Origin of the sequence: Streptomyces sp. NPDC092370 (genome assembly GCF_044755265.1) — a bacterium.
GTDB lineage: Bacteria > Actinomycetota > Actinomycetes > Streptomycetales > Streptomycetaceae > Streptomyces.
Genome location: NZ_JBIVQO010000013.1, coordinates 1 through 26076, shown reverse-complemented (window position 1 = coordinate 26076; position 26076 = coordinate 1). Strand labels below are relative to the sequence as shown.

At 71.0% G+C, this 26076-nt stretch carries 19 protein-coding genes; 7 read left to right on the top strand and 12 right to left on the bottom strand.

Annotation, left to right across the window (positions count from 1 at the left end):
- Positions 1–424 precede the first annotated feature (424 nt).
- Complete coding sequence (locus ACIQHQ_RS31010) at positions 425–1612, bottom strand: MFS transporter (RefSeq protein ID WP_402618143.1); 1188 nt, start codon at positions 1610–1612, stop codon at positions 425–427.
- An 89-nt stretch (positions 1613–1701) separates the two neighbouring features.
- On the opposite strand from ACIQHQ_RS31010, the gene ACIQHQ_RS31005 reads away from it, so the two are divergent.
- Positions 1702–2463 carry a DeoR/GlpR family DNA-binding transcription regulator gene (locus ACIQHQ_RS31005; protein ID WP_402618140.1) on the top strand — a complete coding sequence of 254 codons (762 nt, stop codon included), beginning with the start codon at positions 1702–1704 and terminating at the stop codon, positions 2461–2463.
- Between the two features lie 77 nt (positions 2464–2540).
- On the opposite strand, the gene ACIQHQ_RS31000 is transcribed toward ACIQHQ_RS31005, so the two are convergent.
- Positions 2541–3194, bottom strand: a complete 654-nt coding sequence (locus tag ACIQHQ_RS31000) for an NAD(P)H-binding protein (RefSeq protein WP_402618137.1) — start codon at positions 3192–3194, stop codon at positions 2541–2543.
- Positions 3195–3489: 295 nt separating this feature from the next.
- On the opposite strand from ACIQHQ_RS31000, the gene ACIQHQ_RS30995 reads away from it, so the two are divergent.
- Both ACIQHQ_RS30995 and ACIQHQ_RS30990 read left to right on the top strand, forming a co-directional pair.
- Positions 3490–5175 carry a ribonuclease J gene (locus ACIQHQ_RS30995; RefSeq protein WP_402618134.1) on the top strand — a complete coding sequence of 562 codons (1686 nt, stop codon included), beginning with the start codon at positions 3490–3492 and terminating at the stop codon, positions 5173–5175.
- 56 nt (positions 5176–5231) lie between these two features.
- Positions 5232–5960: a spermidine synthase gene (locus ACIQHQ_RS30990; RefSeq protein ID WP_402618131.1), complete on the top strand. Its 729-nt coding sequence runs from the start codon at positions 5232–5234 to the stop codon at positions 5958–5960.
- A gap of 1018 nt (positions 5961–6978) precedes the next feature.
- Here the strand turns inward: ACIQHQ_RS30990 and ACIQHQ_RS30985 are convergent.
- The 10 genes from ACIQHQ_RS30985 to ACIQHQ_RS30940 form a co-directional block, all read right to left on the bottom strand.
- Entirely contained in the window at positions 6979–7173 is a 195-nt protein-coding gene (locus ACIQHQ_RS30985) for an antitoxin (RefSeq protein ID WP_402618128.1), read from the bottom strand.
- Between the two features lie 117 nt (positions 7174–7290).
- Positions 7291–7572 (bottom strand): thioesterase domain-containing protein, encoded by a 282-nt coding sequence (locus tag ACIQHQ_RS30980; protein WP_402618125.1) that lies wholly within the window; start codon positions 7570–7572, stop codon positions 7291–7293.
- 190 nt (positions 7573–7762) lie between these two features.
- The gene (gene otnI / locus ACIQHQ_RS30975) at positions 7763–8575 is read right to left on the bottom strand and encodes a 2-oxo-tetronate isomerase (protein ID WP_402618123.1); all 813 of its coding nucleotides are present in this window, start codon (positions 8573–8575) and stop codon (positions 7763–7765) included.
- A gap of 187 nt (positions 8576–8762) precedes the next feature.
- On the bottom strand, positions 8763–9473 hold the full coding sequence (locus ACIQHQ_RS30970; protein WP_402618120.1) for an aspartate/glutamate racemase family protein: 711 nt from the start codon (positions 9471–9473) through the stop codon (positions 8763–8765).
- Positions 9474–9636: 163 nt separating this feature from the next.
- Complete coding sequence (locus ACIQHQ_RS30965; RefSeq protein ID WP_402618118.1) at positions 9637–10500, bottom strand: ketose-bisphosphate aldolase; 864 nt, start codon at positions 10498–10500, stop codon at positions 9637–9639.
- The gene (locus tag ACIQHQ_RS30960) at positions 10500–11948 is read right to left on the bottom strand and encodes a four-carbon acid sugar kinase family protein (RefSeq protein WP_402618115.1); all 1449 of its coding nucleotides are present in this window, start codon (positions 11946–11948) and stop codon (positions 10500–10502) included. Before ACIQHQ_RS30960 ends, ACIQHQ_RS30965 begins: the two co-directional genes overlap by 1 nt.
- Positions 11949–12373: 425 nt before the next feature.
- Complete coding sequence (locus tag ACIQHQ_RS30955; protein ID WP_402618112.1) at positions 12374–13054, bottom strand: haloacid dehalogenase type II; 681 nt, start codon at positions 13052–13054, stop codon at positions 12374–12376.
- 133 nt (positions 13055–13187) lie between these two features.
- On the bottom strand, positions 13188–14324 hold the full coding sequence (gene solA / locus ACIQHQ_RS30950) for an N-methyl-L-tryptophan oxidase (protein WP_402618108.1): 1137 nt from the start codon (positions 14322–14324) through the stop codon (positions 13188–13190).
- Positions 14325–14437: 113 nt separating this feature from the next.
- Positions 14438–15496 carry a tartrate dehydrogenase gene (locus tag ACIQHQ_RS30945; RefSeq protein ID WP_402618105.1) on the bottom strand — a complete coding sequence of 353 codons (1059 nt, stop codon included), beginning with the start codon at positions 15494–15496 and terminating at the stop codon, positions 14438–14440.
- Positions 15497–15569: 73 nt separating this feature from the next.
- A complete protein-coding gene (locus ACIQHQ_RS30940; RefSeq protein ID WP_402618102.1) occupies positions 15570–16454 on the bottom strand; it encodes a LysR family transcriptional regulator in 885 nt (294 codons plus the stop codon).
- A 492-nt stretch (positions 16455–16946) separates the two neighbouring features.
- Here ACIQHQ_RS30940 and ACIQHQ_RS30935 point away from each other — a divergent pair, with 492 nt between their 5' ends.
- The 4 genes from ACIQHQ_RS30935 (at position 16947) to putP (ending at position 25903) form a co-directional block, all read left to right on the top strand.
- Positions 16947–19424, top strand: coding sequence for a PAS domain S-box protein (locus ACIQHQ_RS30935; RefSeq protein WP_402618099.1), 2478 nt, complete (start codon positions 16947–16949; stop codon positions 19422–19424).
- A 155-nt stretch (positions 19425–19579) separates the two neighbouring features.
- Positions 19580–21238 (top strand): serine/threonine-protein kinase, encoded by a 1659-nt coding sequence (locus ACIQHQ_RS30930; RefSeq protein WP_402618096.1) that lies wholly within the window; start codon positions 19580–19582, stop codon positions 21236–21238.
- A gap of 122 nt (positions 21239–21360) precedes the next feature.
- A complete protein-coding gene (locus ACIQHQ_RS30925; RefSeq protein WP_402618093.1) occupies positions 21361–22164 on the top strand; it encodes a hypothetical protein in 804 nt (267 codons plus the stop codon).
- Between the two features lie 157 nt (positions 22165–22321).
- Positions 22322–25903, top strand: a complete 3582-nt coding sequence (putP, locus tag ACIQHQ_RS30920; RefSeq protein WP_402618561.1) for a sodium/proline symporter PutP — start codon at positions 22322–22324, stop codon at positions 25901–25903.
- Positions 25904–26076 lie beyond the last annotated feature (173 nt).

Below are 26076 nucleotides of genomic sequence, written 5' to 3'. Positions count from 1 at the left end.
GGCCGGTCCGGCACCGAAGGAGGACCGATTTCCCCGTCCCAGTTCCCCGACGGACAGCAGGGCGGAGCCTGTGCCGGTGGGTCCCGTAGGGGTGCCGGGCAGAAAGTGGAGGCGGCCCGCGGCCCAGGCAGCACGGTCAGCTCGGCGCGACCGTCGCGGTTGTGAGCAGGCCGGAGGCGCCGGCCCGCCCCCTGGCCGTCACGCTGCCGCGATGCCAGAGGAGAACTCTGCGCCCGTGTGATCCGGGTGGTCGCTGCCGTCATGCCGTGTGCCGGCGCACGCGGGGCGGTTTCCGTTCTGATCCGCCACGAGCGTGACGCATGGTCGTGGTGACGGTGCCGGCTGCACCGGCGGTCGCGGCGCCGCCGGTGCAGGTGAGGCAGGAAGCCGCGCGAGGCGTGGTCAGGCCGTGTCGCGCAGGCGGTCAGGAGCTCAGCTCGACGGCAGGCGAGCGGTCCGGTGAGGGACGCAGGACGCCGGCCGCGACGGTGGCGGTCGCGCAGAACAGGGTGAGCAGCAGAAAGGTGTGGTTGAGGGCCATGAGATGGGTCATCCAGCCGATGACGGCGGGGCCTGCCAGCATGCCGATGTACCCCAGTCCGGCGACCCGGGAGACGTTGGTGCCCGCGGCGGCGGGGTCCGTGTGTCCGGCGGCGCTGAACAGTTGCGGGATGCAACCGGACAGGCCCAGGCCGAACAGCGCCCAGCCGGTCAGCGCCGCCCAGATCCAGGGCGAGAGGGCCACTGCCGTGATGCCGACGGCGGCCAGAGCCGCGCCGTACCGCAGGACGGCGACCGGCCCGAATCGGGCGGATATCCGGTCCGCCATGAGCCTGCCGGCGGTCATGGTGGCCGCGTAGGTGCCGTAGGCGAAGGCGGCGGTGCTCTCCGGCGCATCCAGGACATCCTTCAGGTGCAGGACGCTCCAGTCGTTGGCGGCTCCCTCGCAGAGCATGATCAGCAGAGCCAGGACCGCCAGGAGCCAGATCCGGGAGGGAACGGCACGCTTCTTCATCCGGGGTCCGCTCTCCGCATCGTCCACTTCGGCGATCGACGGGGCGGGCAGGAGACCACGAGCCGGCACCAGGGCGATGATCACGCCGACGGCGGCAGCGGTGCCCAGTGTCATGGCCGGGTCCCAGCCGATGTCGAGGGCCGCGGCACCGGCGAGCGCTGCCAGGACACCACCGACGGAGAAAGTGGCGTGGAAAGCCGACATGACAGGCCGTTCGTACGCCTTCTCCACCTGCACGGCGTGCGCGTTCATACTGACGTCGAGGGTGCCGTTTCCGAATCCGAAGAGCAGGAGGGCTGCTCCGAGGGTCCACGGTTCCCGGGCGAGACCGGGCAGGACCAGGGTCGCGCTGCACAGCACTCCGGCCAGAGGAACGACGGTCCGTGTGCCGAGCCGGTCGGACAGACGCCCGCCGGCCTGCATCCCGGCGAAGGCACCGGCGCCCAACAGTACGAGGAACCCGCCCAGGGCCGCGTGGCTGATGCCCACGCGTTCCTCGATGGCCGGGATCTGCACCACCCACATACCCAGCAACGTGCCATTGAGTACGAAATAGACAAATGTCACAACGCGAGATGCGCGCAGCGCTCTTTCCATGCAGTCCACCGTAACGAACACCTGATCTGTTTGAAAGGACCTATTTCAAACATCTTCACTGTTCGACAGGAGTGGTGTTGAATCACGGTATGAGCAGCGTGGAACGTCACCGACTGATCGCCGAGGCTGTCCAGAAGGCGGGGACGGCCACCGTCGCCGATCTCGCCGACCTGACGGGCGCATCGGAGATGACCATCCGTCGCGATCTGGACCACTTGGCCCAGCAAGGCGTCCTCGAACGGTTCCGTGGCGGTGCTCGTACCCTCCTGCTCCGGGGCGACGAACCCCCCTTCGCGCTGCGCGCCCACGAAGCCCTCGATGCCAAGCGCCGGATCGCGGCGGAGGTGGCGTCACTCATCACCGACGGCGAAACCGTCCTGCTCGACAGCGGCACGACCTGTCTGGAAGTCGCGCGCCTGCTGCACGGCCGCCAGGTGACCGTCATGCCCCTGTCGCTTCAGGCGATCCACACTCTCGACGACGCCCCCGAGCCGACCTCGCTCCTGGTCCCCGGAGGCCGGCCCCGCCCCGGCGAAGGAGCCCTCATCGGTCCTCTCACCCTCGCCTCCCTTTCGGCCCTGCGTTTCGACACCGCCGTCCTCGGCTGCTGCGGCTTGACCGCCGGCGACGGCATGACCGCCTACGACCTCGACGAAGCAGCGGTGAAGAAGGCCGTCATCACCTCGGCGCGCCGCATCATCGCCGCAGCCGACGGCAGCAAGCTGGGCCGCACCGCTCACGCCTACGTCGGGCCCTCCGCCCTGGTGCACATCCTCGTCACCGACACCACCGCACCCGCCGCCGAAACCACCGCACTCGAGAACAACGGCACCACTGTCAAGATCGTCTGAGCTTCCGGCCGCCATTGCTGCGCAGAACGGCATGCCAGCGAGCGAGAGGGTGACCTGCGTGAGGACAGCCGGCCGGGTCAAGAGCGGATGTTCGCTCGGACCGCCTCCTGGATGGGCGTCGGCCCCTCGTTGAGTTCGAGGATCTGCCGGCCGATCCGGGGCTCGTGGAGCAGTTCCACGAGGGTGGCGGCGACATCGTCGCGAGTGATCTCACCATGGAGCTCTGCCGGGCCGAGGGACACGCTGCCGGTTCCCGGACCGTCGAGAAGGAGTGACGGACGGAGGATCAGCCAATTCAGATCGCTGCGGCTGACCGCTACGTCTGCGCCCTTCTTCACGGCGAAGTAGTACTCGACCTCTTCGCCCAGGTCGCGTTCCCGCCATGCTTCCGGAAGCACCGACACCAGCACGAAGCGCTCCACACCGGCGACGCGGGCAGCTTTGATCGCCTTGACGACCCCATCGCCGTCGATCGCCGTCGTGACTTCCCTGCTGCCGCCATTCGATCCGGCGCTGAACACGATTACGTCGACGTCACCGAAGGCCGCCGCGAGTTGGTCCACGGTCATGCCGGAAAGATCGCCGACTCGTGCGTTCACACCTCGCGTTGCGAGTTCCGCATGCTGGTCCTCCCGCCGAACCAGCCCGTGGACGGCGTCCCCCCGGGAGCGCAGCCTCTGCGTCAGCAGACCACCGATACCGCCGGTGATGCCGATGATGAAGACGTCCACGCCGGATGCTCCCTTCTCCTCGATGCTGCTCTTCGGCTCCGGCGTCAGACCGGCGCCTCAATGATCAACGAGCCGTGTCCGCGCGGCTATTCCAGGCATGCGGAGGCCCCGGGCCCGGCCCCTCCCAAGGCGGAGGCCTGGGCCGCGCGACGATCACGGCCACCGCCGACCAGATCGCCAGGCCGGCACGGCACCTCCGCAGGACGGGAGACAGAGCCCATGCGGTTCACCGGGTAGCCCGTGTCACGGGGCAGGCAGTGGATCATTCCAGCGGGCCCTCCGGTAGCGTCGGGGTATGAGTCATCCGCACCCCAATTTGAAGGCCGCCCCTCCTCTGCCGACCGGAGGCCTGCGCGTCGTCGCCCTCGGCGGCCTCGGCGAGATCGGTCGCAACATGACCGTCTTCGAGCACGCCGGCAAACTGTTGATCGTGGACTGCGGGGTGCTGTTCCCGGAGGAGAACCAGCCCGGCGTGGACGTGATCCTGCCGGACTTCACCTCGATCAGGGACCGCCTCGACGACATCGTCGCCATCGTCCTCACCCACGGCCACGAAGACCACATCGGCGGCGTGCCCTACCTGCTGCGGGAGCGGTCGGACATTCCCGTCGTCGGCTCGAAGCTCACCCTGGCCTTCCTGGAGGCCAAGCTCAAGGAGCACGGGATCAGGCCCCGGTCGGTGCGTGTACGCGAGGGCGACCGGCGTGGTTTTGGTCCCTTCGACTGCGAGTTCGTGGCCGTCAACCACTCCATCCCGGACAGCCTCGCGGTGGCCCTGCGTACCTCGGCCGGGCTGGTGCTGCACACCGGTGACTTCAAGATGGACCAGTTCCCGCTGGACGACCGGATCACCGACCTGCGTGCCTTCGCCCGGCTCGGCGAGGAGGGAGTGGACCTGTTCCTCACCGACTCCACCAACGCCGAGGTCCCCGGCTTCACCACCTCCGAACGCGAGCTGAACCCCGCGATCGAGCAGGTGATGCGCACGGCACCGCGGCGAGTGATCGTCTCCAGTTTCGCCAGCCACGTACACCGCATCCAGCAGGTCCTGGACGCCGCCCACGCACACGGCCGCAAGGTGGCCTTCGTGGGCCGCTCGATGGTCCGCAACATGGGCATCGCCCGCGACCTGGGCTATCTCAAGGTTCCGTCCGGCCTGGTCGTGAACGCCAAGGAGCTGGAGAAGCTGCCGGACCACCGGATCACCCTGGTGTGTACGGGCTCCCAGGGCGAACCCATGGCGGCACTGTCGCGGATGGCCAACCGCGACCACTCGATCCGCATCGGCAAGGGCGACACCGTCCTGCTCGCCAGTTCCCTCATCCCCGGCAACGAGAACGCCATCTACCGGGTGATCAACGGCCTGACCCGGTGGGGCGCCAACGTCGTCCACAAGGGCAACGCCAAGGTGCACGTCTCCGGCCACGCCAGCGCCGGGGAGCTCGTCTACTGCTACAACATCGTCCGCCCCCGTAACGTCATGCCCGTCCACGGCGAGTTCCGTCACCTGCGGGCCAACGCCGACCTCGCCATCCGGACCGGCGTGGATCCCGAGCGGGTCGTCGTCGCCGAGGACGGTGTCGTCGTCGACCTCGTCGACGGTCGCGCCTCCATCACGGGCAAGGTGCCCGCGGGCAACGTCTACGTGGACGGGATGGAGGTCGGGGGCGCGACGGAGGCCTCCCTCAAGGACCGTCTCACGCTGGCCGAGGAAGGCGTCGTCACCGTCGTGGCCATCGTCGACGCCGACACCGGCGCGCTGGCCGAGGCTCCCGACTTCCTGGCCCGCGGCTTCGTCCACGACGAGACCACCTTCGAGCCGGTCATCCCCGTCATCGAGAAGACGTTGGCCAACGCCGCCCAAGAGGGCGTCGGTGACGCCCACCAGCTCGAACAGCTCATCGCCCGAGCCGTGGCCAACTGGGCGTTCCGCACCCACCGCCGCAGGCCAATGGTCATCCCGGTCATCATCGACGCCTGAGCCGGACGCCATCACGAGAGTCGCCGACCCCGACCCGGCGCGGACGAGGAGCACGAATGAGCGCGCGCTTCGAGGAGATCGACTGGCAACCGACACCGATCGGTGAGATCAGTCTGCGCCGACGCCGCGACCCGGTGTCGGGCGACGACGTGTACGAGGTGAAGCTCGGCGACGAGTTCCTGATGTCCAGCCTCTTCACCACCGGTGAGACCGCCCTCGCGGAACTCGCACTGGCCGAGCTGCCGGACACCGAACTGGATGTCGCCGTCGGCGGCCTGGGGCTCGGCTACACCGCCCAGGCCGCACTGGACGACCGCCGGGTGCGTTCACTGACCGTGATCGACGCGCTCGCCGAAGTCATCGACTGGCACCGGCGGCACCTGGTGCCCGTGGCGGGCCGGCTGACGTCGGACGCCCGCTGCCGCCTGGTACACGGTGACTTCTTCGCGCTGGCCGCCGACCCCGGTGGTCTGGACCCGGAGGAGCCGGGCCGCCGCTTCCACGTCATCCTGCTCGACGTCGACCACTCACCGCGCCATGTGCTCCACCCCCGGCACGCGGCGCTCTACCAGCCCGCCGGGCTTCGCGCCCTGGCCGGCCACCTCCGCCCCGGCGGGGTTTTCGCCCTGTGGTCGAACGACCCGCCCGACAAGGAGTTCACCACCGCGCTCACGGAGGTCTTCGCACACGCGACGGCCCATGTCGTCGACTTCGACAATCCCCTGCGCGGAGGCACCTCGGCCAACACCGTCTACGTGGCCGGCAAGGCACCGGACGCGCCATAGGGCGACGGCTCACCCTTGGTCCGGCGATGCCCGCCCCGCCGGGCGTGAGGGAGCCCGTGACGGAGAGGGGCATCACGCGACAGCGGCAGCGTGGTTCAGTCCGACCGCTCACCGTCGGCGTCGGACTCGGAGGGCTCGTGGCCGTGCGCGGCTCGTTGCGTCCCTTGCCCCGGGCGCGCAGACGCGGTGCCGGCCTTGAGGTCGCGGCCGCGTGGCCGGGAACGCGGGGTGGTAGGTGGCGGACCGGGTAAGGTCCCGCAGATGCAGCGCGCCGGTGAGCAGGTCCCGGTGGCTGGTGCGGAGGGCGCTGACGCCGAAGCAGCAGGTCGGGCGCGCGCATGTCGGCGATGACGCCGTGGTCCGCGGGGGCGCCGACGTCGAGGGGCAGGGCACAGGCGTCGAGAGGCCGCGTGGCGCAGGTCCCACGGCACGGGTGGTGCCTGCGTCGTGGACGGCCCGGTCAGGGCGGGACGGCGGGCCGCCCGGCGGGCCCGGCGCGAGGTGAGGTCGGCCTGCGGGAAGCTCCCGGGTCGGGACGATTCCGGAGTTCCCGCCGGGCCGACGGCGTCGACCTCGCACCCTGCCGGGATCGCCGTCGCCGGGGACCGCGTGCCCGGCCTGAACCTGCCGCTCGGCTGGGACCTGGAGCTGCGGCCCCTCCCCCGCACCGCACATGGTGATGCGGGCGGACGAGGAGGCACTGCTCGACGACGAGGCGACCCGCTCGGCGCGGGCGCGGTTCCTGGTCGGTGACGAGGCCGTTCTCAGCGCAGGAAGCCGCGTGGAAGGCGCTCACGCGTTGAGGAGGGTGGAGGCCTGGCCGGTCCGGTCCGGTGGGGAGTCTGGACCTGCGGGCGTTCCCCTGTGGGAACGACCTGCTGGTGCGTCTGCGTACGGAGCCCGCCCACGCGCGCTGACCTGTCGGGGCGAGAGGGTTCAGCTGCGCCCTGGGCCGGAGACCGCCTCTGAACAGGCGTTTCCCGTCCCCGGCGGGCCGGGGACGGGAAACGGTGGCGGATCAGCGTTCGGGCGTACCGCCGTCCCGGTAGGAACGCCGCACCGCGTCCCCGGCCTTGTCGGTCTTGGCGTCGTACTTGTTGCCCGTCCGCTCGTCGACCATGCGCTCGGCGCTCGTGACGCCCTTGTCGGCCTGATCGGGGTGGCCCTTGGCCATCTGCTTGGCCTTGTTCATCATGTCGCCCAGCTTGCCCATGGATACCTCCCGGGAGTGCACGTGCGTTGTTCCTCGCCGTGGGTACCCCTCAGGCCGGGTGTGAATCACCCGCGGTCGCCCACGCGTGCGGCCATGTTCCCGGCCGGGTGCTGGCTGTCATGGATGAGCTGGTGGGCGAGGCCGATCTCCTCGAGATCGAAAGTCCGGGACAGGGTCGATGATGCCCTGGTCGATCAGCCGGGTGACCTCCCGTGCCTCACGGGCGTGGGCCGCGTCGGCGTCGTGGGCGGTGCCGTGCGGCTGGGGGTGCGTCGAGCATGGCGGGACTTCGACGTGCTCGCCGTCGCGTCGGAGCGCGCGGGCCAGGGCGTGGGTGACGAAGCCACCGTAAGACCAGCCCAGCAGCCGGTACGGCCAGTGTGGCTGCACCTGGCGCATTGGGTCGACGTAGTGGGGTGACCACGGCGGCGACGTCCGGCGCGGGGGCCGGTGCCGTCGAGAGCGGCCGCCCGGATGCCGTGGACGGGCTGGTCGCCGACCAAGACGCGGCAGCAGGCGCGTGCAACGCCAGGAGCCCGCCGGGCCCGGGGGGGGGGACGCAAGAACAGGGTCCGCTCGATGACGATCCTCATGCGCCGTCCCGTCGGTGCCTCCGGTAGTCGCTCAGCCAGCGGAGGCCTGCGCTCGTGCCGGCACGGGGGTTGTACTCGCAGCCGATCCACCCGTCGAAGCCCAGCTCGTCGACCGCGTCGAACAGGTGGCGGACGTTGAGCTCACCCCGGTCGGGTTCGTTGCGGTCGGGCACGCCCGCTATCTGCAGATGACCGACCCGGCCGGACGGCAGGTCGCGGCGCAGGGCCGTGGTGAGGTCGCCCTCGACGATCTGGCAGTGGTAGAGGTCGAGCTGCACCTTGAGGTTCGCTGCTCCCACCTCCTGCACCACGGCGTGGGCCTCGGCCTGGGCGCTCAGGAAGTATCCGGGCATGTCGCGGCCGTTGATCGGCTCGATCAGGATGTCGACGTTCACCGCGGTGGCCCGCTCCGCCGCCCAGGCCAGGTTGGTCAGGTAGGTGTCGCGGTGCCCGGCCCGCTCGACCGGTGTCGCATCCGGCCGGACCAGCCCCGCCATCAGGTGCACCCGCGGGCAGCCCAGCGCCGCCGCGTACTCCAGCGCCCGGTCGACCCCGGAACGCATCTCCGCCTCCCGTCCGGGCAGCGCCGCCATCCCGCGCTCTCCGGCCTCCCACGCTCCGGCAGGCGCGTTGAAGAGAACCTGTCTGAGGCCGTGGTCGTCGAGCCGGCGGCGCAGCTCGCTGGCGTCGTACGCGTAGGGGAAGAGGTACTCGACGGCCTGGAAGCCGTCGGCCGAGGCCGCGGCGAAGCGGTCGAGGAAATCGTGCTCGGTGTACATCATGGACAGGTTCGCTGCGAACCTCGGCATGCCGGCTCCTGTGTTCCCGGCCGGGACGGCCAGGGTCAGTGGTTGATGACGTGCTTCTGCGTGGCGAGCGCCGCGACTGCACCGGGATCATCGCCGAGCCGGTGACGTCCTACGAGCGCGCCGATCACAGGTGGCCCGCGAGACCCCGCCGGGCCCCGGACCGAAGGTCCTCGGTCATGAGGTCCGCCTAGGCCGTCTCTGTGGCATGTACAGGTTCGGCCGTCTGCTCGTGCAGTACACGCACCGCGTCCTCCGCTCCGCTGCGCGGGCTGGAGAGCACGGGCTTGCCGACGGCTTCGGCGATCGCGGGAGCCAGCCGTGCCATGGACGCCTGCGCCAGCACGATCGCGTCGACCTCGGTGACCAGCGCCCGTGCCCCGTCCAACACCATCGCGTCGTGACGGTCGCGGTCACCGGACATCAGCACCGAGAAGGCGCCCTCGCAGAGCCGCTCGTGAACGGTGATGTCGCGACCGGCCGCCCGGGCCTTCTCCTCGACGAGGGCACGGGTCGGCGGCAGCGTCGTGGGGACCGTCGCCAGGACGCCGACGGCGTCCGCGGTCTCGACCGCTGACGCGGTCATCGCGTCGTCGATCTTGACGATCGGGACGGAGACCAGGCGTCGGGCCACGTCGATGGCCGGACCGACCGAGGAGCAGGCGGAGAAGATGACGTCGGCCCCCGCGGCCTCCGCGGCCTGGGCCAGGTGCACCACGCGCTGCGTGCTGGCACATGAGACCTCACCGTCGCGCACCACTGCTGCGAGCACGTCGCTGTCGACGAAGTGCAGGACCTTGGCGTCCGGCGCGAGTTCCGTGAGGTACTCGTTGATGACCGAATCGGGGTCGACGAACAGCAGGCTGGTGTGCAAAACGGCGATCGAGGCAGTGGTGGACATGGAGTCTCCAACAGGGTGCGGTCTCGGACCGCGTGCCGAGGAGGGCACACGGTCCGAGACGGAGCGGTGCGAACCGCGCGCAACGCGCACGGCCGGGGGGCGTAAGGCGGTCGTGTGTCCGTCGGTGTGGTGTGCGGGTCGGGGCCAGCGGGCTGGGTTCAGGTCACGCGTTTTCCCCCTCGGCAATGGGGCTCAAGCGGCCGATGACCTCCAGGGCGGCGTTCCGGACCGCGTCGCGGCCCGCCGCCCACAGGGAGACGACGTCGGAGCCGGGCAGCGCGGACGGGAGGGTCACGCGGACGGCCTCCAGACAGGCGCGGCGCAGTTCGGCGTTGACGTTGACCTTGGCGACGCCTCGGGCGAGGGCGCAGTGCAGTTCCTCGACGGGCAGACCGCTGGCGCCGTGCAGGACGAGCGGGACCGGTACGGACTCGTGGATCGCGGCCAGCCGCTGCAGGTCCAGGCGGACCGGGTGCTTGGTGAAGCCGTGGACGTTGCCGACGGCGACGGCGAGTGCGTCCACACCCGTCGCGGCCACGAATTCGGCCGCTTGCTGTGGATCGGTCATCGCCGCGGCCTGCGCGACGGCGTCGGTGGAGACGTCCTCGTCGCCCGGCAGGGCACCGAGCTCGGCCTCCACCCAGGCACCGTGGTCACGAGCCCGCCGGACCGCCTCCTTCGTCAATGCGATGTTCTCGGCGAACGGCAGATGGGAGCCGTCGACCATGACGGAGGTGTAGCCCGCCTCCAGGCAGGCGATGATCTCGTCCAGGTCCCGGCTGTGATCGAGGTGCACACCGAGGCGGGCGGCGGAGTGTTCGGCCGCGTCCAGGGCCAGCCGCATCAGGGCGTCGCGCCCGGCGTGCTTGAAAGGGCTGGAGCCCGCCTGGATGATGACCGGCCGTCCGGCTTCCTCGGCGGCGGCCGTGATGCCCTGGACCGTCTCCAGGTTGTAGGCGACGAACCCGGGCAGGGCGTGACCGGCGGCCGCTGCCTGTTTCAGGGCATCGGTTCCGTGCAGCAGCATCAGACGATCCTCAGCAGGTCGAGGGCGTCGGCGAGCGCGTCGGTGCTCCCGACGTTCCCGGCGAAGACGATGTAGGGGATGCCGGCGGCGGGGCCGTCCGCGGGCTCCCAGAGCGAGACGATGCCCGGCAGTAGCGTGCCCCGGGCCCAGGCACGGCGGATCTGAAGGCCGTGGGTGGCGGTGTCGCTGGAGGTGATACCGCCCTTGGCGACGACGAAAGCGGGCCGCCGGGTGGCGTTGATCTGGCGCACGGCCTCCACGAGCGCGGCGGAGACCCGGCGGGAGATCGCCAGGCTGTCGTCCGCGTCGGCACCCGTCACCAGCACGCGGGAGGTGCGGATCACGGCGTCCGCCGAGTCCAGTGCGCCGGCTGCCGCGGCCGCGACCTCGGCGATGTGGGCGTCACGCCGCTCCTCGTCGAGCAGGAGGGTCACGTCCAGCTCGTACTCGGCGATCCCGCCTCGCTCCCGCAGCCGGTCCAACTGCCGTGTGGTAAGCGCGACATGGGACCCTGCGACGATGAGACCGTGCGGTGCGTCCCCGCGCAGCGGGCGCAGTTCGGCCCGTGTGAGCGGTGCTCGCGCCGCCTGTCCGGCGCGGGCCCTGACGAAGGACGGCCCGACCCGGTACAGCAGCCGCGTGCCGTTCTCCTCCGCCTCCGCGAGGGCCAGGGCGAGCACCCGCAGGTCGTCGTCGCACATCGCGTCGACCACGGCCGGGCGTCCGCCGCGCAGCGAGGACAGCAGCCGCGCGGTGTGCGTCGGGCCGCCTCCGCGCAGGTCGTCGAGGGTGACGCGCAGGACCTCGTCCGCGGGCACGCGCCCGCCCGTCTTCTCCTCGACCCACTCGGGCAGCGACGAGCTGCGGTAACCGAAGGTCGCGTCACGGGCGAACTCGCTCTCGCCGACCGGCAGCAGCCCGTCGGCCGTCCGCATCCAATGGCGTGAGCCGACGGTCAGCCGCCCCGCCTCGATGTAGGCGGGGACCAGTACCACTCCGTCCGGAGCTCCGCCGTCCAGCTCGGTCAGTTCTTCGGCGAGGACATCGGTCTCCAGCGGGTAGTGGCCGCGCAGTGTCGAGTCCCCCCGGCTGGCCAGGACGTAGCCGGTGCCCTCGGCCGCCGCCGCCACGCGCAGGGCGCGGACCACCTCGCGGTTGCGGGCTGCCGCCTCCTCAGGGGACAGACTGCGGGTGTTGGTGAGCACGAAGAAGACGGCGCTGTCCTGGCGCAGCGCCCAGCGCAGGTCATCCACCGTCCAGGAAGTCAGGACGGGCACGTCGGCGACCGTTTGGGTGCCGGTCGGGTCGTCGTCGAGGACGACGAGACGGGGGCCGCCGGATATGCGGGCGGCCACTTCCGCGGCGCTCACCTCGCGTACCGGAGGCAGCCCTTCCAGCACTGCGGCCTCGGGGACGGGCCGCGCCTGGGCAGGGGAGGGTAGAGACATGGCGAATTCCTGACCTGTTACGAGTAGTGAGCGGGCGCGTCAGTCGAGGCCGCGCTTGATCACGTCACACCAGGCCATGCCCGGGTCCCGCGACGACATCGGGACGGAGCAGCCCGGCGAGCGTACCGGCGGGGCCCTACTCCAGGGCGAGTTCGGGGCCCCGCGTCCGGTGGTGAGAGCCTCCTGGCGATGCCGGTCACCGCCTCGAAGCCGATGTGCGGGGTGGAGGCGGTGACCGGGCCGGATCGAGTTCTCCAGCGCCGCCCGCAGCGCCTCGGTGCCGGCCGTGATTCCCGCGACGCGCCGCTCGGCCGGGGTCGGGCACACGCACTCCAGGTGCGTGTGCCCTCCGGGGGAACGGAAAACGCCGGGGTGTGGGGTGGGAGGTCCTCGGGACTGTCCGTGCGGGACGCTGTGCGTCGGCGTCAGATGCCGAGCATGGTGTTGAGCTCGTTCAGGGACTTCACGGTGATGTAGTCGTAGCCGTGGGTGACCGGGTCGCTGCCGCGGTCCAGGAGGACGAGGTTGCGAAAGCCCATGTCGTGCATCGGCAGCAGGTCGTAGCGGGTGTGCGAGGAGACGTGCACGAAGTCCTCGGGGGACGCGTCGAGCTGGTCGAGCATGTACTCGAAGGCGGCGTAGCGGGGCTTGTAGCAGCCGGCCTGCTCCGCGGTGAGGACCGCGTGGAAGTCCGCCCCGAGCCGGGGCACGCTCTCCTGAAGGAAGGAGTCGTCCGCGTTGGACAGGATGACCAGCTTGTAGTTCTCGCCCATCTTCTTCAGCGGTTCCGGCACATCGGCGCGCGGGCCCCAGCTGCGGACGCCGTCGCCGAGCCGCTTGCCGGCGTCCGGGGCGGCCTTGATGCCCCACTTGCGGCAGACGCCCTCGAAGGCGTCCTGCAGTGTCTGCTCGTAGGGCTTGTACTCGCCGCAGACCGAGTCGTAGCGGTAGCCGCGGAACTCCTTGACGAACTGGTCCCAGTGCTCGGCCGGGATCTGGTCGCCGACGAGCTCACGCGTGATGGGGTTCATCGGCCAGTCGATCAACGTGCCGTAGCAGTCGAACGAGACGTACTTGGGGCGCCACTGGAACGAGGGAATGGGCATGGGAGTGCTCACTTTCTTGCTGCGGGGAACTGGCTGCGGGCAACTCCGATATCGGACATGCCCATGACAGAGATGTCGGAGTGGGGTGCGGGGTGTGGGGGTGCGGGGTGATGTCGTCGACACTCGCCCCGGGTCAGGTGGCGCCGACTCCTGCCGGAGCGAGGAAGTCGACGGGGTGCTCCGTGGTGCCGTCGAGCGCCAGGTCGGCGGCGATCTCGCCCATCGCGGGCGAGAGCTTGAAGCCGCTGCCGGAGAAACCGGCCATGACGATGATGTCGTCCTCGCCGGGGAGATGACCGACGAGCGGGTTTCCGGACTCGGTGTAGCCCTCCATGTAGGCCGACATCCTGATGGGGTCGGGGTTCAGATCCGGCATGAGTTCACCGATGAGCTCGCGGAAGATGCCGATTTCTTCGGGGCGGACCGTACGGTCGAGCCGTTCGGGCTCGGGCACCGCCGCGTGGTATTTGAAGGAGAGACCGAGCTTGACGGAGATGCCGTCGGGCGACGGGATTCCGAAGCAGTCGTGGGGCGTGGCGCGCACGAAGGGAGGGGCACCGCCCGCGAACCAGTCGTGGCGGGTGGGCAGGTGCCAGGAGCAGACCACCCGGCGGACGTCGACGGTCTGTGGCAGGTCCGGGAGCAGTGTGTTGATCCAGGGCCCCACGGTCACCACGGCGGCGTCCACATGGTCCGTGCCCTGGTCGGTGACGATCTTCACCCCGCCGCCCGTCGCGGGGACGAGCTCGCGCACCGTGGTGTAGCGGTGCAGCCGGGCGCCCAGCTGCTCGGCACGGGCGGCGGCGGCCTGGATCGACGCCTCCGGCCTGATGACGGCGCCCAACCGGTCGAGGACGGCGGTGTGTCCGTCCGAAAGCCGGTGCTGCGGGTAGCGGCGGGCGAGTTCCTCCCGGTCCAGCACCTCGTGATCCAGCCCCTCGACGGCGCTGATGGAAAGGAGAAGGCGCATGGACGGCGAGGCGCTCTCGCCCATCACCAGGCTGCCGCTGCGGCGTCTCAGCGACCGGCCCGTCTCCGTCTGAAGCTGCTCCCACATCCGGTCCGCGAGCCGCAGCAGCGGAACATACCCGGGCTCGCCGAGGTGGGCGGCTCGGTAGATGCGGCTCTCGCCCCCGGCCGCGCCGCGGTCGTGACCCGGTGCGTACCTGTCGTAGCCGATGACCTCGGCTCCGCGGGCGGCCAGTCGCCACATGACCTGGCTGCCCATGCTGCCGGCACCGATCACGGCGACGCGCTTCGGGATGCTCATGATTCGCTCCTTTCTTCCAGTTCGGGTCCCGCTGGAATGGCGGCCACTTTCGGCCATGGAATCCTGCAGGTCAACCCATACTTCGCTTCACCCTTGAGGCAGGGGGAGACGGCTCAGAGGAGTTCGATCAGCTTGTCGGTGAACTCGGCGGTGGTGGCGGTTCCGCCCAGGTCACGGGTGCGGGTATCGGTCTTGGCCAGGACCGAGGCGATCGCGTCCGTGATGTCCCTGGCCGCGGCGGGATGGCCGAGGTGGTCGAGCATCATGCCTGCGGACCAGATCGCGCCCAGCGGGTTGGCGATGCCCTGGCCCGCGATGTCGGGCGCGGAGCCGTGCACCGGCTCGAACATCGAGGGGAAGTCCCGTTCGGGGTTGAGGTTGGCCGCCGGGGCGATACCGATGGATCCGGCGACCGCGGCCGCGAGGTCGCTGAGGATGTCGCCGAAGAGGTTGGAGGCGACGACGACGTCGAAGCGGCCTGGTTCGAGGACGAACTTGGCCGCGAGCGCGTCGATGTGCTCCTGGCCCCAGGCGACCTGCGGGAACGAGGCGGCCCGCTCGGCGACGAGCTGGTCCCAGAACGGCATGGTGTGCACGATGCCGTTCGACTTGGTCGCGGAGGTCAGGCGTCCGCCGCGCTGGGAGGCGAGCGCGAAGGCGTAGTCCAGCACGCGCGTGACACCGGCCCGGGTGAAGACGGCCTCCTGCACGGCGATCTCGTCCGGGAAGCCTCTGTTGAGCCGGCCGCCGACCTCGCTGTACTCGCCTTCCATGTTCTCGCGCACGACGACGAAATCGACCTCGCCCGGCCGCGCGCCGCGCACCGGACTGTCGATGCCCTCGAAGACACGGATGGGCCGGAGGTTGACGTACTGGCGGAAGCTGCGCCGGATCGGGATCAGCAGCCCCCACAGCGAGACATGGTCGGGCACCCCCGGGTATCCCACCGCGCCCAGCAGGATCGCGTCCGCCTCGCGCAGCTGGTCGATCCCGTCGGCGGGCATCATGGCGCCCTCCCGCAGGTACCGCTCGCATGACCAGTCGTACGGCGTGTAGGACAGGCTGAAGCCGTGGCGGCGGCCGAGCACATCGAGCACCTGCTGTGCCGGGGGCAGCACCTCGGCGCCGATGCCGTCGCCGGGGATCAGGGCAATGCGGTGGTTCGTCGTCATGCCGACCATTGCAGCGCGGCGGCCCGTGGCGCGTCCAAGACGCAGAACGGATCTCCCTTATAAGGGGCGCCTATCAGCCGTCGGACGCCGAGGTCGTGTATGCGACGAATGCGGCGGCCGCGGGCGACAGGATGCCGCGGCGGGCGACGAGGGCGATGTCCAGGGTGGTCTCCGGCTCGATGTCCAGGACGCGGGTGCCCAGTCGCCGGGCGAGGTCCCGCCAGGAGTCCGTGACCACCGCGAGCCCGACCCCGGCCAGTACCAGGGGCATGAGCGACACGCGGTGCTCCGTCTCGGCCGCGACGGTGAACTCGATGCCCTGCTTCCGCAGCGCGTCGACGTAGGCGCGCATCCCTGTACCCGGCTGCCCGACGATCAGCCGCTGTCCCGCGAGCTCCCGGCATTCCACCGCCGTCCGATCGACGAACGGGCCGTCGGCCGGCACCACCAGCACGAAACGCTGCCGCCCCAGCGCATGCGAGACGACCTCCTTGTCGGAGACCGGACCGGCGGACGCCAGAAGCCCCAACTCCACGGCACCCGTGCGCACCATGTCGATCACGTCACGCGACGTGAACGCCGCGTTGATGGCCACCGAGACGCCGGGATACCGGTGGCTGAAGGCACTCACCAAGGTCGTCAGCGGTTCCACCGCCTGCGACGGCATCGACGCCACGTCCAGACGCCCCTCACGCAGGTCACGCACCGCCGCCACACTCGCCCGCGCCGTCTCCAGACTCCGCACGGCTTCCCGGGCGGGCTCGATCAGGGCCCTTCCGGCCTCCGTGAGGACTGCCCTGCGCCCGATGCGATGGAACAGCTCGGAGCCGAGATCACGCTCCAGCGCCCGCACGGCCTGCGACAGCGACGGCTGCGACACGTACAGAGCCGAGGCCGCACGGTTGAATCCGCCACGATCAACAATCGCGAGGAAGTATTCCAGCTGCCGAACGTCCATACGTGCCCTCTGCCTCAGGAGACCGGCCGACGACTCGATCGGTCCCGACCATGGTCGCGTGAAGGATCGCCTCGGACCAAGTACGGACCGCCGATGCACCGGCCGAAATCCTCTCCGAAGTGCGGTCACGGCCGGCTGAGGCACTCAATCGTGAGCTGGTGCGTCGAGAACGTCACGGACTCCAAGGATCTCCGACTCTCGGGTTTGTCTCATCGATGTCGCCGTGGACGCCGTCGAGTCGGTGCACTGGCCGGCGACGGGGCCCTCGATCTCCGGCCTGCCCTCCAGCTCCATACCGAGTTCCACGAAGAACCGAGGCGGCATCCAAGTCCGCGGCGCCGCGTTCGTGGCAGGGGGCACATCGGACGGGCTGTCCGGGGGCGGGAAGGCCTCGCCTCACAAGGTCGGCAACGCGTCACACTTATACCCTTTTAATACTATTCAGGATGATCCATGAAGGTCGGGCAGTCTCCCGGCAGGGATGAGAATGCGGTGACGAGGGAGCAGCGGACGCCGGGGCTGTCTGGCGCGCGCCGCGCGGAGCGGGTCGACGGCCTGCCGTTCCACCCTCCTGTTCTCGGCGCCGTACGTACCGCGGCCAGGGCCGCTGCCCTGACGGGCGGTCTGCTCGGGCTGGTGAGCCTGGCCGGTTGGATCTCCGACACCGACGCGCTGAAGAAGGTGCTGCCCGGTGCCGCGGTGTCGATGAAGTTCAACACCGCCGTGGCGATCGTGGCGCTCGGCTTCTCCCTGTGGGTGATCGTCCGCGGTGCGGTCCGCCCGCGCACCCTCGCCGCGGCCCGGGCGGCGGCGGTTCTCGCCGCCGTGCTCGGCGTACTGACCCTCGTGGAGTACGCGACCGGGGCGAGCCTGGGCGTCGACGAGTTGCTCTACGAGGACACCACCGCGGCGGTGGGAACGGGGGCGCCGGGACGCATGGCGCCGAACACGGCCGCGGCGCTCACGCTCGCGGGGGCGGCCACCCTGTGCGCCGGGGTGCCGCGGGTCCCCGCCTGGGCGAGTCAGATCCCGGGCCTGGCCGTCGGAGCCCTCGGCATGCTGCGGCTGTACGGGGCCGCCTACGCGGTGCCCGAACTGGAGCGGTTCGGCGCCTACACGGGCATGGCCCTGCACACCGCTCTCGCGCTGGTGCTACTGGGGGCCGCCCTCTTCCTGGCCCGCCCGGACGAGGGCCCCGCGGGGCTGCTGTGGAACGCGGGTACGACGGGCGCGCTGGGACGGTGGCTGTTCGTCACGGTGGTGGTGGTGCCGCCGCTGCTGGGCTGGGCTGTCTTGGCAGGTGAGGACGCGGGCGTGTTCGGGGTACGGCTGAGTACCGCTCTGCTCGTCTGCACTCACGTGGCCGTGTTCACGGCGGTGATCTTCACGACCCTGGCGGTGGGCCGGCGGGTGGAAGCGGCTCACGCCCGGCTGGAGTGGCAGGTACGCCAGAACGAACTACTTCAGGCCTTCATGGATCACACGCCCGCGGTGGTGTTCATCAAGGATCTCGACGGGCGCTTCCTGGCGGTCAACACGACGTTCGAGCAGAGCCTGGGCCTGCGTCGGGAGCAGGTCCTCGGCCGCCGGGACCGGGACGTCATGCCGTCCGACCTGGGGCGGCGAGCGCGGGCCGCCGACCTCGCCATGCTGGCGGAGGGCAAGCCGGTGCAGCGCGAGGAACTGCTCGCCCTGCCGGGCGGCGCGCGGGAGTTCCTCTCCACTCTCTTCCCGCTCACCGACACCTCGGGCAGTCCCTACGCCGTCTGCGGTGTGGTCACCGACATCACCGACCGCGTCGCGGCCCAGCGCGAGGCCCAACGGTCCCACCGGCGGTTCCGGGCGCTGCTGGAATCCGCGCCCGACGCCACCCTGATCACGGACGGCGACGGCACCGTGGTCATGGCCAACCCGCAGGTCACGCGCCTCTTCGGCCGTTCGCCGGGCGACCTCGTAGGCACCGATGTGGTCCACTTGGCGCCCGTCGCGCGGCGACGGCGGCACGGCGCCCTCCTCGGCGCCTACCTCCGCCTGCGCGATCCGAGGCCGGTGGTGCTGGACCGGGACCTGTACGGACTGCGCGACGACGGCTCGGAGTTCCCTGTCGAGGTGAGCGTCAGCAGTGTCGAGTCCGAGCAGGAGACCCTCGTCTTCCTGACCGTACGGGACATCACCGAGCGCAGACGGGCGGAGACCGAACGTGCCGAGCGCTACGAGCAACAGCGCCGGATCGCCTACACCCTGCAGCACAGCCTGATGGGACAGCCGCCCCGCCTCACGTACCTGCCCAGCGCCCACCGGTACCTGGCGTCCGTCCAGGACCCCGGCGTCGGCGGCGACTGGTTCGACGTCATCCCCCTCGCCAGGCGCCGCACAGGCGTCCTCGTCGGCGACGTGATGGGCCGGGGCCTGGAGGCCGCGGCCGTCATGGGACAGTTGCGCGCCGCCTCCCACGCCCTGGCCCGCACGGGCGCCACGCCCGGTGTGCTCATGACCGGGCTGGACGCGTTCGTGAGCGACCTGGCCGACCAACTGGTCACGTGCGTCTACCTCGTGATCGACCAGGAAGCGAACGAGGTCACCCTGTGCTCGGCAGGACACCTTCCCGTCATCGCCCTGCCGCCCGGCGGGCCGGTCTGCCGACTGGGAGCCCCGGTCGGTGTGCCGCTGGGTGTCAACGACTCGTCCGGCATGTCGCTGCCGTTCGAGGACGCCAGCCATCCGCTGCCGCCCGGCAGCACACTCGCGCTCTACACCGACGGGCTGGTCGAACGCCCCGGTACCGACATCGAGGCCCAGATCGACGTCCTCGCCCACACCCTCGGCAGTGAACTGAAGGACGTGCCGGCGGACCCGGAGACGCTGGACCGTGCCGCGGACCGGCTGCTCGGAACCCTCGTCCCGGACACGGCCACCCATGACGACGACGTGACACTGCTCCTCGTCGGCCTGCCGGAAGCGGCGCAGTAGGGGCCCCGAAGGGAAACGTCCCGTTCACCCGGCGGGTCTGTCACGGTCCGGGTACGCCTCGCGCATACTTCTGGCCACGCAACCGCAGTGGCCGAAAGATATGCCTTCGAGCGCGGGACCGGCCGCCGCCGAACGGCGGCCCAGGGGGGATGGCGATGCACACGTGGGAAGTGCCCGGATACACCGGGTCGCTCGAACTCGGGGAAGGGGCGAGCGGGCGGGTCGTCCTGGCCGTCCACGAGGAGACCGGCATCCCGGTCGCGGTGAAGTACCTCAGCGAGTCCCTGCGCACCCGGCCGGGTTTCGTGCACGACTTCCGGGCGGAGGCGCGCCTGCTGGCCGGGCTGGAGAGCGCGTACGTCGCCGGGTTGTACGAGTACGTGGAGAGCCCGGACGGCGCCGCCATCGTGATGGAGCTGGTCGACGGGGTCTCGCTGCGTGCGCTGCTGAAGCGGGAGGGCCCGCTGGACCCCGAGGCCGCGCTCGTCATCCTCAAGGGATCGTTGCTCGGGCTGGCCGACGCGCACCGGATCGGCGTCGTCCACCGCGACTACAAGCCGGAGAACGTCCTGGTCACAGCGGATGGATGCTCCAAGCTGGTCGACTTCGGCATCGCGGTGGATGCGGGCACCAGCTCGGGCGTGGCCGGAACCCCTTCCTACATGGCCCCCGAGCAGTGGACCGGCGCGCCCGCCTCCCCCACGGCCGACGTGTACGCGGCCACCGCCACCTTCTTCGAATGCCTGACGGGCCACAAGCCGTACCTGGGCGACAACCTGGCCGAGCTCGCGCTCCAGCACGTCGACGCGCCCGTGCCGGCCGATGAGGCCCCCGAGGCGCTGCGGGACGTGGTGCGCCGGGGTCTGGCCAAGAACCCCGAGGAACGGCCCGCCCGCGCCGAGGATCTCGTCGCGGAACTGGAAGCCGCCGCCTCAACCGCCTACGGCCCCGACTGGGAGGAACGCGGCCGGGGCCGGCTGGCCGCCCTGGTATGCCTGCTGCCGCTGCTCCTGCCCTCGTTCCGCGAGGGGCCCCGCAGCACCACGGACACGGCACGCACGGTCCTGCGCCGTCAGCCGGGACGAGGCCCGGCGCAGTCGTGGCTGCCCGGACGCCCGGGACTGCTCGTGTCCGCCGCCGTCGCGGCTCTCGGTACCCTCCTCCTGACCCTCGGTGTCCCGTTCGACCCGGGGACCGCCGCGCAGCGGTCGGCCCAGGCTCTGGCCACCACCAGCCCTCAGCCCGGCCGAGGGCCGGCCGCTCCGCCCGCTCCCACGGACTCCTTGCCGCCGTCGGCGTCCACCACGCCCACCGAGCCGGCCGGGTCCTCGCCGTCACCCACCCCGTCCCCCTCGGCCCCGACGGCCACCGGTTCCGCTGAACCCCCGGCCCCCACCACGCCCTCCGGGGACGAGGAGACCACCGCGCCCGGCGGTCCGGCCACCGCGGCGACACCTGCGACCACCACCCCCGCCCCGCCTGCCGCACCCGCCGTCAAGGACGTGGTGGTGTCGGCGTTCCGGCAGACAGGTCCCACGACCGCCACCGCCACGATCGGGATCACCACGGACGGCACCGGCCCGGTCTCGGTCACGGTCTCCTGGTTCACGAGCCGCACGGCGGGCCCGCTGGGCACTTTGGACGGTGCGTCCCAGACCTTCGAACGCAGCGGCGCCACCCAGTACACGCTCACCGTCGACCACGCCTTCCAGACCCTGGACTGTTACTGGGCGGTCCAGGCCACCACGACCCCGGCCGCCGCCGACGGGGGCGCCTCACAGCAGCTCCTCACCAGGCGGTGCGACCTCCGGTGACCGCATACGACGACGACCACGCTCCCTGGCCCGCCTGCGAGCCCACCGAGACACCGCGATCCGTCGGCGAGCCCACCGAGGTATTGCCCACCGTCCGCCGGCCGCCTCAGACGCTGCGGTCCGTGGACGAGCAAACGGATGTCCTCGTACCAGCAGCCGAAGGGGGTGCCGCCACCCGCGGCCCCGGCACGACCCGGGACCTACGGCCCGCCGGCAGCCGCGCCCCGAGCGACCGGTGCCGCGGCCCGGCGCTGTCGCAGCAGGGCGCCCGCCCCGATCGCGCCGGCGATGAGCAGCCCGGCGGTGACGAGGGCGAGCCGAGCCCGGCCGACGCCGCATACAGCGCCACTGTGCTGGCCAGCCACTGGATCGAGCGCCCCGAACGTGACGAGACCCTCGTCGAACCTGCGGCGCGGAATCGGCCGGTGCCCGACCGCGTCGAGGGCACCGTGCTTCGCTTCGGCCCGGGCGTGACCGCCACCGTCGCTAACGGCACCCACCGGATGCTTCCCGCCGCCCCGACTCCCCCACCCGGGCGTCGGCCGCGCAGACACGCACTGCCCGTGCTCGTCGTGCTCTGCGTCCTCGCGCTCCTCGCCTGGCAGCGGCTCGGACCGCCTCTCACGGTCAGCGCGGCCACGGTCGCGGCCCGGCCGGCGGAACTCGGCTGCGACGGCACCGCATCCATCGTCGCCCTCGTCACCACGAACGGCCGCCCGGGCACCCTGTCCTACCGCTGGATCCGCAGCGACGGCACCGCCTCGGGCGTCCTGGAGGAAGTGATGGTCCGGGGACAGAAACGGGCACGGCTGCATCTGCGGTGGACCTTCCAGGGACCGGGGCACCACACGGCCCGGGCCGAGCTGCGCATCCTGTCCCCGGCCGAGCGCACGGTCACCACCCGTTTCGCCTACGCCTGCCCCTGACCGCTCGCCCCGTCCGGCCCCGGTACCGACCACGAACGGCCGACGCACCCAGCGGCCCCTCACAGCGCGGATCTGTACATTTGTACCGAAGGGAGGACAAAATGCCAGGCGTGCCGATGGCCATGCCCCTTCCATGACCCTCGCGGGCGAGGACCACATGTTCGCTGTGAGTGCGCCGATCCTGACCACGTTCCTGGTGTACGTGGCCGCCATGATCGGGATCGGTGTCTGGGCGTACACCCGCACGCGCACCTTCACGGACTTCGCCCTCGGCGGTCGCAGACTCAACGCCTTCGTCGCAGCCCTGTCCGCGGGCGCCAGCGACATGTCGGGCTGGCTGTTCCTCGCCTTGCCCGGAGCGGTGTACGCGGCGGGCCTCGGTGCCAGCTGGATCGCCGTCGGCCTGGTGATCGGCACCTACCTCAACTGGCTCTTCGTCGCCCCCCGGCTGCGCACCTACACCGAACGTGCCGAGAACGCCGTGAGCCTGTCGGCCTATCTGGAGGAGCGGTTCGAGGACCGCACCCGGATGCTGCGAGTGGTGTCGGCCGCCGTCACCCTGGTGTTCTTCACCGTCTACGTGGCCAGTGGTCTGGTGGCCGGCGGACTGCTTTTCGAGCAGGTCTTCGACATCCGCTTCGGCCTCGGGGTGAGCCTGACCGCCCTGCTGATCGTCGTCTACGCCTGCCTGGGCGGCTTCCTCGCCGTGAGCATGACGCATGTGATGCAGGGGAGCCTGATGTTCCTCGCACTGGTCGTGCTCCCCCTGACCGGCATCACGGTGCTCGGCGGGTTCGGGGCCCTGGAGGACGCCCTCGACCGGAAGACCCCGGAGCTGCTGGACATGGGAGCCAGAGTCGGCTACGCGGACGGTCAGTGGTCGGCTGGCGGGTCACTGGGAGCCGTGGCCACGGTCTCGCTGCTCGCCTGGGGTCTCGGCTACTTCGGCCAGCCGCACATCCTGGCCCGCTTCATGGGCATCCGCAGTACCCGTGCGATCCCGGCGGCCCGCCGGATCGGCACCGTCTGGGTCGCCGTCGTGCTCGTCGGCGCCACCCTCGTCGGCCTGGTCGGCATCGCCCAGCCGGGCGCCCCGCTCGGTGCACCGGACACGGTGTACATCGCCCTGGCCCGGACCCTGCTCACTCCCTGGGTCGCCGGCGTGATCCTGATCGCCGTCCTGGCCGCGATCATGTCGACCGCCGACAGCCAGCTCCTCGTGTCGTCCACCGCCCTCACCGAGGACTTCTACCGCGCGTTCCTCCACCGGCGGGCCGGGGATCGGACACTGGTGCTGGTCGGCCGATGCGCCGTCGTCCTGGTGATCCTGGTGGCCTACGTGATCGCGCTCAGGCGCGGCGGACTGCTGGACATCGTCGGCGAGGCCTGGGCGGGCTTCGGAGCCGCCTTCGGCCCGGTGGTACTCCTCTCCCTGTACTGGCCGCGCATGACATGGGCCGGCGCCATGGCCGGAATCGTGTCGGGCGCGGGCACGGTCCTGTGGTGGGACCAGATCAACCCGCTCCTCGGCCCCCTGGAGTCCGGCATCTACGAGATGGTGCCGGGCGTCCTGGTCGCCACGGCCGCCGCACTGCTCTTCGGCAGCTTCGTCGGCCGGCCGCCCAAGCGCGCCTTCTGGCGGATGCCGAACGGAGGCGTGAGCCAGCTGATGGTGACGCCGTTCCTCACCGACGCGCCCATCGGCATGGCCGTCCTGGACGCGGACCTGCGCTACGTCTGGGTGAACGAACCACTGGAGCGTCTCGTCCCCCTCGAACGACGCCTGGGACGTCAGGTGAGCGAGGTGCTGCCGCAGTCGGAGGCCGAAGCCTTCGAGGAACGCATGCGCAAGGTCCTGGAGACCGGGGAACCGGTGCTCGACCACGAGTACCGCGCCCCCAGCCACCTGGCCCCCGACCGGATCCGCGCCTGCTCCGCCTCCTTCTTCGGCATGAAGGACCGCAAAGGCCGCACCGTCGGCGTCTCCTACATGGTCGTCGACGTCACCGAGCGGTGGCGGGCCCAGGAACGCCTGGCTCTGCTGAACGACGCCGGTGCGCGGATCGGCAGCACACTGGAGGTGACCCGGACAGCGCAGGAACTGGCGGACGAGGCGGTGCCCTCCGTCGCCGAGTTCGTCGCCGTCGATCTGCTGGACTCGGTCATGAGGGGCGAGGAGCCGGCGCCGGGCCCGGTGGGCATGGCACCCGCCATCCGGCGCGCGGGCCAGCAGTCGGTGCGCGAGGGCTGTCCGGAGGCGAGCCTGGCCGTGGGGGAAACGGTCAGGCGTGCTGCCTTGTCGCCGGTGACCCGGTGCCTGCAAGAGAGCCGGACCCTGGTGGAGCGGATCCTCGACCTTTCGGCCAGCGCCTGGGTGACCGAGGACGAGTCGCTGGGCTCGACCTTCCGCGACTTCGGCTTCCGCTCGGTGATGGTGGTGCCTGTACGGGCGCGTGGCGTCACACTCGGGGTGGCGACGTTCGCGCGCACCGACCGCACCGGCCCGTTCGAGGACGACGACGTGCGTCTCGCCGAAGAACTCGTGTCCCGGGCCGCCGTGTCCGTCGACAACGCACGCCGCTTCACCCGCGAACGCACCGCGGCCCGCTCCATGCAGCGCTACCTGCTGCCGCAGGAACTGGCCGGAGGCTCCGCGCTGGAAGTGGCGTCCTGGTACCTGCCCGCGGACGCCCCCAGCGGTGTGGGCGGTGACTGGTTCGACGTGATCCCGCTGTCCGGGGCCCGGGTCGCCCTGGTCGTCGGGGACGTTGTCGGGCATGGCATGAACGCGGCGGCGACCATGGGCCGTCTGCGCACCGCCGTGCGTACGCTCGCCGACCTGGACCTCCCTCCGGACGAGCTGCTGGCCCATCTCGACGATCTCGTCATCGGCCATCTGGGCGCGTACGACGGCAAGGGTCCGGCGGCGGCCGGCGACGAGAGCGCGGGCGCCGCGTTCCTCGGGGCCACCTGCCTGTACGCCGTGTACGACCCGGTCAGCAGACGGTGCACGCTGGCCAGGGCCGGGCACCTCCCGCCCGTGATCGTCGGCTGCGACGGCACCGCCGGCGTTCTCGAGCTGCCCGCCGGACCACCCCTGGGGCTCGGCTACCTCCCCTTCGAGTCCACCGAAGTGGAGCTGGCCGAGGGCACTCTCCTCGCCCTCTACACGGACGGCCTCATCGAGACCTACGACCGGGACATCGACGTAGGCCTCAACCGGCTGGGCGACGCCCTCGGGGCACGCGGGCCGGCACTGGAGGAGATCGGCCAGGGCACGGTGGACGCCCTGCTGACCGGCCCGCCCTCCGACGACGTGGCCCTGCTTCTCGCCCGGACCCGGGTCCTGGCCCCGGACCAGGTCGTCTCCTGGAACCTGCCCGGCGATCCGGCCGCAGTCGCCCACGCCCGCGGTCTCGTCGGCCGGCAACTGGACGCGTGGGGCCTGCCCGACCTGACCTTCACCTCGGAACTCATCGTCAGCGAACTGGTCACCAACGCCATCCGTCACGCGACCGGACCGGTCGAACTGCGCCTGATCCGGGACCGCGTCCTGATCTGCGAGGTCTCCGACGGCGCCAGCACCTCACCACGGTTGCGCCATGCCCGGACCACCGACGAGGGAGGGCGAGGACTGCTGATCGTGGCCCAGCTCGCCCAGCGCTGGGGGACCCGCTACACGACGACCGGCAAGGTCATCTGGACGGAGCAGGCCCTCCCGGCCGACCCGCTCGAGTGAGGGCGCGCGGCCCGGAAGCCGGTGCAGCGCGCTCGATCCGTCCGGCCGGCACCGCGTTCTGGTCGAGTACGGCGGTCCGCTAGGTGTACTGACCCGTGAGGTTGGGGACGCGGCTGGCGGGTGGTTGGCCTTTCAGCGCGGTGTGTCCGCGGTGGTGATTGTAGGTGTGCAGC